Origin of the sequence: Biostraticola tofi (assembly GCF_004343195.1) — a bacterium.
GTDB lineage: Bacteria > Pseudomonadota > Gammaproteobacteria > Enterobacterales > Enterobacteriaceae > Biostraticola > Biostraticola tofi.
This window is the reverse complement of the sequence record NZ_SMCR01000004.1, coordinates 293,952-307,353: the sequence shown is the minus strand read 5'-3', so window position 1 is coordinate 307,353 and position 13,402 is coordinate 293,952. Positions and strand designations below refer to the sequence as shown.

Sequence of the window (13,402 nt, the reverse complement as noted above, 5' to 3'; positions counted from 1 at the left end):
CAAAAACTCTCTTTATATTCATAAGCCACCAAAGAAGTGCTCACAGATTTTATTAAATTTACCAAGATCAACCTTATCTATCTCACAGGCTTTTTCAAATGGTTTAACCGTGTCTTCAACAAGAAAGTAAAGAAGGTCTAAATCACCCATATTTTTTAGCCTATAATAAATAATATGATTTCTTTCCCGTAAATATCTGGCAGTGTAGATCGCTCTTGATGATTCAGAACCAATGGAAAGAAATGAACCTATGATTACGCCTGAAAAAAGTGCTGTTACAGCACGAGTTGAGATAACAGCACCTAAATTAACGCCTGTTAATTGAGAAAAAAATACTTTCCCGGCAACACTTCCACCTACATTCTTGGCGATTAAAGGAATATTAATACGGGATGAAAAATCATCCATAAATACCTTAATGATTTTTTCAATCACACCTCTATTAAAGGTCGTCCTTTTAACTAATTCAGCCAGCCTGAATTTATCATCTTGGTTCTTTCTACGATGCTCCGTATCAATAAAATCATATCCCAGATAACCAAGGCTAACTGGATATGAGATTAATCCTTTCGCCACTGCACCAATAAAACCTGAGCCATCAACATTGATGGCTTTCAGCATGTCTCTGGCAATATCTTTTGCACTGTCCATACAAGCTTCCTTTAATGTGCGACGGAGTCATCAAATTCCAGTCCGATTCCCTCTTCATCACTCCATCCGAGCGTCAGTGACTGCGGCTTCTGCTTCGCCGCCATATGGATGAGCAATTGTTGGCTCAGCACTGGCAGAATTTGCTGGTTAAGCAGGCTGTCGACGTTACGCGCCCCGGTATCCGGCAGCAGGCAGGCGGCCGTCAGGGCGTCATACAGGCCCTCATCAATATGGGTTTTCAGACCATAGTGGCGGTGCAGGCGTTTGCTCACCTGGGCCAGCTTCATTTGCACGATGGTACGCATCGTGGTTTCTGCCAGCGGGCGATAGATTACCGTCTGGAAACGGGCCAGCAGCGCGGGCTGGAAGTGGTCACGCAGAACGGGTCGTAGCAGTTCGTGCAGGTCCCCTTCGCTGGCGTCCGGCCGTTCATCCAGCAGTTGCATGAGATGGTCGCTGCCGAGGTTGGAGGTCATCAGGATAACGGTATTGCGGAAGTCGATTTCCCGGCCTTCGCCGTCGCGCATAAAGCCGCGGTCAAACACCTGGTAGAACAGGTTCATGACATCACGGTGCGCCTTTTCCACTTCATCGAGCAGGACCACGCTGTACGGGCGCTTGCGCACCGCTTCGGTGAGAATGCCACCCTGACCGTAACCCACGTACCCCGGCGGTGAGCCCTTCAGCTGCGACACGGTATGCGGCTCCTGGTACTCGGACAGGTTGATGGTAATGAGTGACTTCTCGCCGCCGTACAGCACATCCGCTAGCGCCAGCGCGGTTTCGGTCTTACCGACGCCGCTCGGGCCGACCAGCAGGAACACGCCCTGCGGGCCGTTTTCAGAGGTCAGTCCTGTTTTCGCCGCGCGAAGGCGCTGGGCAATAGCCTCAAGGGAAACATCCTGACCGACGACACGGCGGCCGATTTCATTTTCCAGCGTCAGCAGTTCAGTCTGCTCGTCTTTCATCAGGGAAGACAGCGGTACGCCGGTCCAGTCAGCAATCACATTGGCAACCGTACGGGTGTCCACATCCACCTGTACCAGCACGTCGCCCTGCTGCGCCTGCTCCAGCTGCTGCTGCAGGTCGGAAATTTCAGCCTGCTGACTGATGTCCTGGCGGCTGGCCATCAGTTGCTGTGCCAGCGCCTTTTCATTGCTGAAACGCGCCTCTTGCTCCTCGATACGCGCTTCCAGTTCATTCCGCTGCTGCTCAATGGCACCCAGGCGGTCACCATGACAGTTATTGCCGGCGGCGATATCTTCCAGCAGCGCCTGCTCTTCCAGTCCCAGCGCAGTCAGCTGCGCTGTCAGGCGCACAATTCGTTCAGGCACCGTATCGAGGCTCATCCGAACGCGCGCGGCGGCAGTATCCAGCAGATCAACAGCCTTGTCCGGCAGCTGGCGCCCCGTCAGGTAACGACGGGACAGCGTGACCGCAGCACGCACCGCATCGTCGGTGATGTGTACGTTATGGTACTCGGCATAGCGGGATTTCAGGCCACGCAGCATCAGACACGCCGTGTCATCGTCCGGCTCGTCGACCTTCACCATCTGGAAGCGACGTTCCAGCGCGGCATCACGCTCAAAAAACTGCTTGTATTCGGACCAGGTGGTCGCGGCAATGGTGCGCAGTTCGCCGCGGGCGAGTGCCGGTTTCAGCAGGTTGGCCGCATCTGCACCACCTGCCTGATTGCCGGCACCGATGATGGTGTGGGCTTCGTCGATAAACAGCAGAATCGGCACAGGCGACTGCTGCACCGCATCGATGACGTTTTTCAGGCGCTGTTCGAACTCACCTTTCACACCTGCGCCCGCCTGCAACAGGCCGAGGTCAAGGGTGCGCAGGATGACCGGTTTGAGGGATTCCGGTACGTTGCCCTCGGCAATACGCAGCGCCAGGCCTTCGACCAGCGCGGTTTTACCGACACCCGGTTCACCGACCAGGATAGGGTTGTTTTTGCGACGACGCGAGAGAATATCGACCATCTGGCGGATTTCGGTGTCACGGCCGAACACCGGGTCAATCTTGCCCTCTTTCGCTTTGGCGGTGACATCCAGGGTGAATTTATCCAGCGCGTTCTGCAGGGCCGTGGTCAGTTCGCCTTCTTTCAGCTCTGCCCCGGCAGGACAACCGACAAACGCCACCTCACCGCCGTGGCTCTGTGCCAGTTCGGCATCCTCCTTCACATCCGGACGCTCATCTGACTGTGCGTCCAGCAGCGGGCGAAGACGCTCAAGCTGACTCTGACCGAGAGTCAGCAGCGGCCACATGCCATCACAGCGCGCCAGTTTAGGCTTATCGACCAGCGCCATCAGCAGATGCACACTGCGGATACTCTGCTCTCCGGCAAGCGAGGCCAGCATCCAGGCTTCCTGCAGCAGTTTCTGGATATCGGCGGATAGCTGCGGACGGTTGCGTACCGAGCGCGGCTGTTTATCAAGCCAGCCGAGTAAATCCTGCCACAGCGCATCCATATCCCACTCGTAGCGGCGCGCCAGCACCGTCAGGTCGCCCTCCCCCTGTTCAAGCAGCTTCAGCAGCCAGTGCTCTGGCAAAATTTCCGCATGGGCACGGGTCTGGCAGAGCGAAGCCGCCCCTTCCATCGCACGGGCACAGTAAGGGTTCAGACGTCGCAGCAGGATGGCTGGATTTTCCATGAATCTCTCTCTTTGTCGGTTCCTGGACACGCTACCGCCCATCGCTGTTTCCTGCTGTTCAGGAGACCAAAGCGCATGCGGTCGGGTTGGCAGTTTGTCGGTTTTTTTGCTCAACGCCCGCACGGGCAGACGCTCAGCAAAAACAAAAAAGCGGACAGAGGGAACTGTCCGCTTGTGACTTACGCGGTGGCGCGTTCGTTCCAGGAATCGGAATGAATGATGTTGCCGTCTTTGTAGGTCCAGGTGATTTTTTCGTAACGCAGTTCAATGCGCTCAAGGTGGTCATGCTTCTCTTTAGAAGGATCCTTGATGTCATACATTTCAGGATTGACTTTCACCACCTTCACGTTTTCTAACTTCGTGTTGAAGTACTCCACTTCCTGGCCCGCGTCGTTGATTTTGTACCACTTGAATTCCGCAGACTTGAGGGTCTGACCGGTGGTCACCGCCTTGTACAGGTACGGGCTGGACGAGTCGATTTCCTTGGTGAACAGGAACGGGGTGTGGATACGAGTCCCGGTCAGCTTGCCGGTGTTGTTATCGGTCGGGATGTACAGGTTATGCTCCTGAGCGACAACTTCGATGCTGCCTTCACGATCCTGAACGTCCACAGAACCTTTAATGTCCGCGCCGCCGTCGTCTTTCAGCCAAAGATAAACAGGAATTGCCATGGCATTACTCTCCATTGTGTTGTGATGCGCCATCATCCTGCGATGACGCCTGGGGTGTGGCCCGGTATCTGGCAGGCATTGGCCTGCGGTACCAGACTGATTTCGACACGGCGGTTGAGCGCGCGCCCATCCGAGGTGTCGTTAGTTGCGATCGGACGGCTTTCGCCATAGCCCTGCACCGCAAAACAGCTTTCCGGCACGTCACCGGTGTCACGCATCCAGTCACGTACCGCTTCGGCACGTTTCAGGGACAGCGTCTGATTGAGTTTCGGGTTACCGGTGTTATCGGTATGGCCGGACACGACAATCAGCCAGCCCGGCCTCGCCTTAACGCCGACCAGCGAGTTCACCAGCATTTTGGTGGACCCGGCTTTCAGCGCCGATTTGCCCGAATCAAACAGCGACATGCTGTCGAGGCGAAGGGTTTTCGGACCCTGAATGATTTTCTTAATGACCGGTGGAGGCGGTGGCGGAGGTGCCCAGTCGCTGACGGCGGCCTCAACAGGCGGAACCAGGCGCAGCCCCTGATACAGACCCAGGCGATAACGCAATGGCTCCCCGCGACGCTGCCAGTCGTCAAGCAATGCGCCATCGGCCCTAAGGCGCTGCTGCGCACGCAGTTTCGGTGCAACAGGCTTACCCGTCAGCTGGTGATATAACGCAAGGTGATCGCCAACATTACGGATGAGCCGCTGGTTGTTCATCCAGGACGCCAGCATCGCCAGCGCGAGGAAAATCCCGCCCAGTAATCCGGCGTAACGCCAGAACACCATTCTGCGGCTCACGCCACGTCGCCGCGGTAACGCCGGTAGCAGCAGTTCAGGCAGCGGCAGTGGCTCTGTGGTGACAACGGCATCCGGTGGCAGCGCCGTCACGGAAGTGATGTGCTGTTGCCAGAGATTGCCCGCGATGCCGCTCACCGGCACCATGCACATACCCTGCACGCAGGGCATCATCACCGGAAGTTCGCCCTGCCGTACCGACAGCAGGTCATTCACCGCGCGGCTCTGCCAGGCAAGCAGACTGTCCAGCCACAGGCCCTGGCTCAGACGCGAAAAACGCGCGTCTGAGCCGGTCTCCCGGGTCCATTCCGTCAGTGACACATTGCCCTGACCGGGCTGATACACCTGAATACCGCTTCGCTGGCTTACCGTGGTAAACCAGACGGGTTCAGCCTGCGCGCAGGCCACCGGTGGCGATAGCCAGATCACGGTCCACAGCGGGGGCAGAGTGCCAAGTGCCGCACGGCACTGGACGACAGCACGCTGCCAGCCCCGCAGGGACTGCGTAAAATCATCACTGGATGTGTGCTGCTCAGGCACCACCGCCAGCATGACGGAGATTTGCGACACCAGGGCCGGGCGCACCAGGCTCAGGTGCTGTGCAAAGAGAGGCAGCTGTTCCGCATCCTTCACACACAGATACCAGCCCTGCCGGGTTTCCCGGTGACGGGAACCGGACACAAACAGCGGGGTGTTGTCGCCACAGACGAGGATAACCGCCCCCTGAAAATCTTCCGGCGGCAGGGTTTCATCCACCATCTCACGGACAGCGGTCGCCCGCGCCTGAGAAGCCCGAAGCTGGCGCCAGAACATCACCCCGGTCACCAGAACAACCAGTAGGCTGAGTGCCACACGGCTGCCCGTGGACAGTGGCCAGAATCCCAGAACCAGCCACAGCGCCAGTAGGGCACCCAGAGCAGTTAACCGACTTCGGTACGCCTCCCGCATCGCTTACCCCGGCCTGACGGTCTGGCTTACCAGTTCGGTAAGCGAAGACGAAAGGAAGAACCAGAGTGCGACGAGGGCGACAGCGGCCACAACCCAGGTCAGCCAGTACCAGCGACGGCCGCTACGCAGGCGGGGTGCCCGGGCAACAATGGGGGCGTCCGGTGCCAGCGTAAAGGCTGGCACCCGCTCACCTAACGCCCGCACCACATCTTCACGTCGTTGATCGTCTTCGGCCCGGTATTGGCCAACAAAGCCCAGTTGCAAAGTGCGGTACATACAGGTCAGCACCGCGATGTCTGGTGCCGTTTCTTTGAGCAGGTTGCGAATACGTTCCCACAACTCTTCGCCTGCATTCAGCGTGCCAAAAAAGTGCGCCTGAAGCGGGTCACGCCGCCAGACCAGATACCCGTCATCGGTCGTCCCGCGGTTAAGCACGCTCTCATCGAGCAGGGCGCACAGGGCGTACACTATGTGGTCACGGCTGATTTCGCTGTATCCCGCGTCGGTCAGCGCAGTACGGGCATCCTGCACCAGGCGACAGGCCCGGCGGTAAAGCTTTTCCCCTTCCCGGACTTCCTGACCACCACGAAGCTGGCTGGCCATCAGCCAGCCGGGATAGAAAATACGTTCAATCTCGCTGATATCGGATTTGGTCATGTACGCAGCACCGCAAAGAGTTCCAGTTTCACATCACCGAGTGAACCCGGGGTGTAGAAGGTACAGCTCCCCGCCTCCAGCATCGCCCAGGCAGCTTCGGTCGACAGATCCAGCGAGAAGTACTGGTTTTCCAGACGCAGCGGAATAGCCGCCGGCACATGGGTGAGCGGTTTGATCACCATGCCACTCAGCGCCACGTTCACCACATCGGAGACATCGTCGAAACTACCGGCCTTGCACAGCAGCGGGAACCTGACCTGCAACTCGTGATTGGGCATGGTTGAACGCACGGACAGGTAGAAATCGGCTCCTTCACGCAGGCGTGCATCATGCAGGGAGCCTTTCCAGATCTGATCCTGATGGTCAAGATGGATGCTCACCACCCGTGACGGCAGGCTCGCTTCAAGGAGTTTGTCCAGCAGGGTCAGTAACGGCGGAAACACCTGTTCAGGGGCAGCGTGCTGATACGCCGGAATATCAACGACATCGTGCTCCAGCGAGAACGTCAGCAGGCTGCCGGCCAGGCGGGTCAGTTCCCGGTACAGCAATTCCGGATGGCGGGACGGCGTCTGTAACAGCTCCGCCAGGACCGGTTCGGCACTGTTCAGCGCATTGAGCAGCCAGAACAGCGACACGTCGGCCACTGCAAAATCGGCCATACGTTCATTGCTCTCACGGCGCATGGCCATCAGTCGGCGACGACGGGCCTCTAGACGCACCAGGATATCACCCAGCTCAGTGACCAGTAACGGACTGGCGGAAAGCGAAAGCATGGGCGGGACAAATGACCGGTCACGACTCCACTGCCCCTGGGCATTGCGTACCAGACGGGTTACCGGACAGGTCAGATAGGTGGTATTTTCCTGGCTGGATAAGCGCAGCGTGATAGCGTGGCGCAGAATGGCAAGCTCACCGCTTTCATGCCCGGCGAGCTCCTGCACCACCACCCGCTCGGCTTTCCAGCGGCGGGGACGTTCGCTGTCCTGCCCGTTATCCAGATTGCCGCCACTGGCACTCAACAGCGGCAGTGCGGCGACGACCTCAACGGCATCACTTCCGGCCGCTGAAGACAGGTCACAGACTGGCGGAAGCGTGTCCGCCAGGTCCGTATCCACAATCGTGCCATCCTGAAACCGCAGCACCAGTCGGGTTGTATTCAGTCGGGACAGCGCGAGGGCCGCATCATCAAACTCCGCGGCCACCACGCCCCAGGGATGAGAAATCCCCATCCGGCCCACGGTGTCAGCAATGTGTGCACTCCAGCGGGCCTGCTGCTGAAACTGTTGCGGGGCCAGTGCGGCCCCGTCCTCCCAAAGTGGGCGATAAATTTTCATCCCTGATTTCCCCTCGCCTTACGATTTAGCTTTCGGCATCTGAGAAACCAGTGACAGGTTGACGTCCATGCCTTCCACCTGGAAGTGCGGGATGGCGAACAGTCGGACGCGGAAGAAGCCCGGGTTATCTTCGATGTCTTCCACAATGACTTTCGCATCGCGCAGCGGGTGAGAAGCCTGCAGCTCATCACCCGGGTCAGTCATTTCAGTCACCAGACCACGAACCCAGGTGTTCAGCTCCAGCTCAAGCAGACGACGGTCCTTGGTGGTACCGATGTTTTCACGCTGAATCAGCTTCAGGTAGTGCGCGATACGCGACAGCAGGAAGATGTACGGCAGACGGGCATTGATGCGGCTGTTGGCCGTCGCATCCGCGGTGTCATACAGTGCAGGTTTCTGGGCCGAGTTCGCCGAGAAGAAGCACGCGTAGTCGCGGTTCTTATAGTAGGACAGAGGAATGAAGCCCAAATTGGCGAATTCAAATTCGCGGGTTTCCGGGATCATCACTTCTGACGGGATCTTCACCTGATTACCGGTACCCAGGTCATACAGGTGAATGGGCAGATCCTGAACTGCACCGCCGGCCTGTGGGCCACGGATTTGTACGCACCAGCCGTTGTTGATGAAGCTCTTCACCATGTTGGCCGCGAAGGCGAACGAGGCGTTAGTCCACAGATATTTGTCATGATCCGGGCCTTTCACTTCTTCGACGTAGTTGAAGCTGCGCACCGGTACGGTGTCCGGGCCATACGGCAAACGACCCAGCACACGCGGCATTACCAGACCGATATAGCGGCTGTCATCGGTTTCGCGGAAGGATTTCCATTTGATGTACTCAGCGCGGTCAAAATAGTTGCCAATATCTTTGATGGCCGCGACCTGCTCCATGTTGTCTTTTAAAAAGAACTTCGGCCCGGCAGAGCCGATAAACGGCATGTGGGCAGCGGCGGAGACTTTTGATATATTACGCAACAGCGCCACGTCCTGCGCTGACGCATCAAATTCATACGCAGAAATCAGCGCGGCAATCGGCTCTCCACCCGGGCTGTCGTACTCTGCGGTATAGGTGTGCTGGTATAATCCGCTGTGAATAATCTCCGGCGCGTCTTCAAAATCTTGACGCAAATCGTCTTTCGACAGGTCAAGCAGCTCGATTTTGACGTTCTGACGGAAGTCGGTTTTGTCGACTAAAGACTTCAGCCCACGCCAGGTGCTTTCTGTTTGCTGAAATGCCTCATGATGCATGACCGCATCCAGCTGGCGGCTAATCTGGTAATCAAGCTCAGCGATATGGTGGTCAATCAGCGTTTTATCCAGTTTTTCGACTTTTGAGCCCGATTTAGTCAGACATTCCAGAAAGACCTGCATGCCGGCGGTCAGCCGCTCGTCAGCCGTGGCATCGGACATCGCCTGGCTATCCTGCCAGATAGCCAGTGAACTCAGCTCAGAGACCGGGCTCAGATTGATTTTTTCAAACAGGGAGGCATACACACCCCCGGCTTGTGGGCGTTCCAGTACGACACTCTCAGCCGCGGCAGCATTTTCATTTTTTACAGACATCAGCATTCCTCAATTAATCCGTTAAGCATCACGACCGTTTAATCCGTTAAGCATCACGACCGTTATGGCTGTTTCGGTGCCAGGGCAGACAGTTCACTGCGCAATTCAGCGCTGAGCGTCGGGTCAAGCAGGATTTTTTCCAGCTCTTTGCGGAAGGTCGCGTTGTCCAGCAGGTTAGCCTTCAGGTCGCGCAGCAGATTGCGCATGGCCAGCATCGCCTTCAACTGAGGTATCTGAGCGGCCACCTGTTCAGGCTCGAAGGCTTTCATGTCATTAAAAGAAAGGCTGACGTTTTCTTCGCTGCCGTCGCCGGCCAAGGTATTTTTAACGGCAAGGTTTACTGAAGGTGAGAATTCGAATAACACGTTGTCAAAATTGTTTTTATTGATGCTGACAGTCTCACGCTCCGACACCGGACGAAGCTCGGCACCGTTGCTGTAATCTCCCACCACCATCAGTTTGAGGGGCAATTCGACTTTTTTCTGCGCGCCTCCCGTATGCAGGCTTAACTGGATATTAACGCGGGCCTTGGGGATCTCGGACTGATAGGAATTAGACATGGCTGTCCCTGTTCTAAGAAATAATAGAAATGGTCAATGCCACTGAAAAATTACTAAGCAGGCTAACCCTGCCAAGGTTATAGCCCCACTTACGTCACCCGAAGACCCAGACAAAACCGACGTCAAAAGCGGATAGATTCCATTCACCAGCGAGCATGACTCGTGTTTTGAGTATTTATCTGAAACTGAAAATTTTCGGATAAATACCTATAGGCGGAGTGTAGAAAGGTTAGCTAAGCTATTGGAAATATAATTATGTAACAAAAAAATACAATTTTTAGAATTTAATTAAAGTAGTTCATCAAATTGATTTATATGAATTTTCATGTAATACACTCTACGAGCCTTATGGAATAAGGGCGTGTGACAAATGATCAATTTGACTTAAGGTTTTAAATCGTGCAAAACACAACCAATTACTGGAACAATCTGGTTTTTGTTTTTTTTTTTAATAATGAGAAAAAACGCGTGGCTGAGTAAGTGGTAGATATCCACATCCTGTAACTATTTCAAAAATAATTATTTATTCAGAATATCCCGCAACAGCGCCCTACGCTTTACCATAATAACGATCATCTCGAAGCATTGGGCCAATCCCTCATTGCTAACAGTACAACCACATCACAGACCCAATAGTCATTGATTGTTATTCAGGCTTCAATCGCCGTAATTGATAAACTTGGCGTACCTTATATGTTCAATCGAATATAATATTTTTATTAATTTAATCATGATTACGCCAGGCCGAGTAATTGCGCATTGCAACGCGGGCTCACCGAATCTATCGATTGTTTTAATACAATTCGGCGCACAGGAAGAAAATGCTTACCTAACAGGCATCCGCCGCTGTCGGTGGTGCTACATAAAATGCACCCCTGTAAATCAGTAGATTTTATGAGTGATGCCTTGGTAGCCTTTATTGCATGCGCTGGGAAAGTCGTTCCGCCAGAAAATCGACGAAGGCCCGGACCCGAGCCGGGGTGTTTGATCCACCGACGAATACAGCGTTTACCTCTTCGGCATCGCCCGGATTGAAATCCTGCAGAATCGGCACCAGCCGACCCGCCAGAATGTCAGCACCTACCAGAAATTCACCCAACCGCACTATGCCCATTCCAAGCATGGCAAGTTGCCTCAGAGTTTGTCCACTGTTTGCTTCGATACTGCCCTTTATCGGCAGCCATTCGACGGTCCCATTAACCCTGAATGGCCATGACGTCTCGGTTCGATGGAAATTGAAATGCAGGCAATTATGAGAAAGCAGCTCCGCCGGCCGTGTCGGCGTGCCCCAGCGCGCCAGGTAATCAGGTGAAGCGGCAACCACGCGTTTCTCTTCACCCAGTTTACGCGCCGTCAAGCTGCTGTCAGGCAGTTTACCGAACCGCACAGCGATGTCCGCCTGGCCGCCCGCAATGTCGGTAATGGTGTCGGTCAGAGAAATATCGACCAGAATATGCGGATAGAGCGCCGCAAATTCTGGCAGCAATGGGACGATATGCAATTGGCCGTGCGAAAGCGAAGCGCTGACCCTTAACCGTCCTCGCGGGAAGCCTTGATCCGCAATCTGTTGCTCAGAATCATCCAGATCCTTGAGGATCCGTCGGGCGGCTTGCAGGTAGGCTTGACCTTCTGCGGTAAGCGACAGGGATCGCGTGGTTCTCAACAGCAGACGCACCCCCAGTCTGGCCTCGATCCGATCTAGCGTTCTACTGATAGCAGACGCGCTCAGGTTCAGCACCCGGCCCGCGTGGGAAAAACTGCCGTGTTGCACTACGGCCGCGAAGACCGCCAACTCGCGAGCGCGGTCCGTTGCAACCCTGTTTTCTGCGTTCAACCAACCCTCCTGCAATATTGCGCCCGATGGAGGGTCATCAGGCAGCGCTTTAGTGCATTATCCACTAGCAGCGCAAAAATCCTCTATCGATGATAGCGCGTTGCTGCCGCTGCGTCGCGCAACAATGCGCGCCATTGTCGGCCAAGCATACCCCCAGCGGCAGCTGCTGCCAAACCAGGCCGTGACATTGCGACAAAGCGCAACCAATTCATCAGTATACTGCAGTCTTATCCCGTTATCCCCGGCGCAACTTTTACCATATTGGGGAGTTCAGCAAAAGCATGACCCGCCTATTCTGCCGCAACTGGGCGGGTGATCCGACGCCTGGGCGTCATATACTCTGCAGCAGGGAGCACCACTACGCTTTTGCGTCCAACGCAAAAGTGCGTGGCCTTGGCACCGGGTTATCAGGCTTCATTCTCCACGGTAAGCTATCTAGCCTTCGAGACATCAACGGAATTATGGCGCGGAGTGTTGGCTGAGCACAGCTCAGCCAGGCGCGCTTTTCTTTATGCTTATCTTTATAGAGGTGGTGAGATGAAGCTCAACTTGGGGCTTTTGGCGCTGGCGGTGGGCGCTTTTGCGATAGGCGTTACAGAATTTGGACCTATGGGACTGCTGCCTGTTATCGCTGGCGATCTGAATGTATCCATTCCGGCTGCAGGTATTGTGGTCAGTGCCTATGCATTTGGCGTCATGATTGCGGCGCCGCTGGTAACGCTTAGCACCGGCCGCGTACCGCGCAGAACGTTACTGATGGCAATGTCTGCGATCTTTATCCTCGGCAGTATCTTATCCGCGCTGTCAACCAGCTACGAGATGCTTATCCTGTCGCGCGTCTTCACATCCATTAATCATGGTGCGTTCTTCGGCGTCGGCTCTATTGTCGCGGCGGGCCTGGCGGCGCCAGAGCGTCGAGCCGCCGCCGTCGCCACGATGTTCATGGGGCTGACGCTGGCAAACATCATTGGCGTGCCGGCCGCAACGTGGGTAGGACAATATCTGGGATGGCGGGCGGTCTTCTGGGGAATTGCTGCCATCGGCGTGGTGCAGTTGATTGGGGTCCGCCTAGCGCTGCCCGATCTTCCAGGCAACAAGACTGGCAACGTGGGTGCAGAACTTCGGGTCCTGATGCAAAAAAATGTTTTGACCCCACTGTTATTGACCGTGATGAGCAACAGCGCGGTGTTCACGGTCCTCACTTATATCGCGCCGATCCTACAGACCGAAGCCAATGCATCCATCAACTTTGTCACAATCATACTGCTGACCGCCGGGGTTGGAATGACCCTTGGCAGCTGGCTTGGCGGCAAGTTCGCTGATATCTCGGTTGATAGAACCATTATCGGTTCGCTCTGCATCAACGCGATCATGCTGGGCGCCTTCGCTCTGTTCATGTCCAATATCTATGTCAGCGGTTTAATCATCTTTGTGTGGGGGGCGGCGAGCTTTGCTCTGGTCCCCCCGATTCAGGTGCGGATCATGTCGGCTGCGAGCGGAGCGCCAAGCCTGGCTTCAGCGGTAAATATCGGGGCGTTTAATCTTGGCAATGCGATCGGGGCGGTGCTTGGCGGATGGGTGATCGACGCAAGCCTGGGCTACCCGGCTGTCGCCTTTACCGGCGCCGCTATAGCGGTGATTAGCTTAATCATAGCCGTGTTCTCACGCGGCCATACGCCATCGGCTGATCCGCGCCCCATCATAGGTCACTAACTGGCGCGGTGATCCGTTCAGCTAAAAACGTC

General features: G+C 55.6%; 9 protein-coding genes and 2 pseudogenes. 2 read left to right on the top strand and 9 right to left on the bottom strand.

From position 1 onward, the window contains the following. Window positions 1-18: 18 nt before the first annotated feature. From EDC52_RS11220 to tssB, 8 genes and pseudogenes are all read right to left on the bottom strand, one after another. The gene (locus tag EDC52_RS11220; RefSeq protein WP_131865409.1) at window positions 19-651 is read right to left on the bottom strand and encodes a hypothetical protein; all 633 of its coding nucleotides are present in this window, start codon (window positions 649-651) and stop codon (window positions 19-21) included. A gap of 11 nt (window positions 652-662) precedes the next feature. Next, window positions 663-3,311: a type VI secretion system ATPase TssH gene (tssH, locus tag EDC52_RS11215; RefSeq protein WP_131865408.1), complete on the bottom strand. Its 2,649-nt coding sequence runs from the start codon at window positions 3,309-3,311 to the stop codon at window positions 663-665. 179 nt (window positions 3,312-3,490) lie between these two features. Further along, the gene (gene hcp, locus EDC52_RS11210; protein ID WP_131865512.1) at window positions 3,491-3,982 is read right to left on the bottom strand and encodes a type VI secretion system effector Hcp; all 492 of its coding nucleotides are present in this window, start codon (window positions 3,980-3,982) and stop codon (window positions 3,491-3,493) included. A 4-nt stretch (window positions 3,983-3,986) separates the two neighbouring features. Further along, window positions 3,987-5,712 (bottom strand): annotated as a pseudogene (locus tag EDC52_RS11205) (OmpA family protein). A 3-nt stretch (window positions 5,713-5,715) separates the two neighbouring features. Next, entirely contained in the window at window positions 5,716-6,369 is a 654-nt protein-coding gene (gene tssL, locus EDC52_RS11200) for a type VI secretion system protein TssL, short form (RefSeq protein ID WP_131865406.1), read from the bottom strand. Continuing rightward, window positions 6,366-7,703: a type VI secretion system baseplate subunit TssK gene (gene tssK, locus EDC52_RS11195; RefSeq protein WP_131865405.1), complete on the bottom strand. Its 1,338-nt coding sequence runs from the start codon at window positions 7,701-7,703 to the stop codon at window positions 6,366-6,368. The genes tssL and tssK overlap by 4 nt, the downstream gene beginning before the upstream one ends. A gap of 18 nt (window positions 7,704-7,721) precedes the next feature. Continuing rightward, entirely contained in the window at window positions 7,722-9,269 is a 1,548-nt protein-coding gene (tssC, locus tag EDC52_RS11190) for a type VI secretion system contractile sheath large subunit (protein ID WP_131865404.1), read from the bottom strand. Window positions 9,270-9,325: 56 nt separating this feature from the next. Then, window positions 9,326-9,823, bottom strand: coding sequence for a type VI secretion system contractile sheath small subunit (tssB, locus tag EDC52_RS11185; protein ID WP_131865403.1), 498 nt, complete (start codon window positions 9,821-9,823; stop codon window positions 9,326-9,328). Window positions 9,824-10,584: 761 nt separating this feature from the next. Between tssB and EDC52_RS20440 the strand changes: the two are divergent. Then, window positions 10,585-10,732 (top strand): annotated as a pseudogene (locus EDC52_RS20440) (IS3 family transposase); the annotation flags it as partial. Window positions 10,733-10,739: 7 nt separating this feature from the next. Here EDC52_RS20440 and EDC52_RS11180 read toward each other — a convergent pair. After that, window positions 10,740-11,657: a LysR family transcriptional regulator gene (locus EDC52_RS11180; protein ID WP_131865402.1), complete on the bottom strand. Its 918-nt coding sequence runs from the start codon at window positions 11,655-11,657 to the stop codon at window positions 10,740-10,742. Between the two features lie 537 nt (window positions 11,658-12,194). Between EDC52_RS11180 and EDC52_RS11175 the strand changes: the two genes are divergently transcribed. Continuing rightward, window positions 12,195-13,370, top strand: a complete 1,176-nt coding sequence (locus EDC52_RS11175) for an MFS transporter (RefSeq protein ID WP_131865401.1) — start codon at window positions 12,195-12,197, stop codon at window positions 13,368-13,370. The last annotated feature ends 32 nt before the right edge of the window (window positions 13,371-13,402 follow it).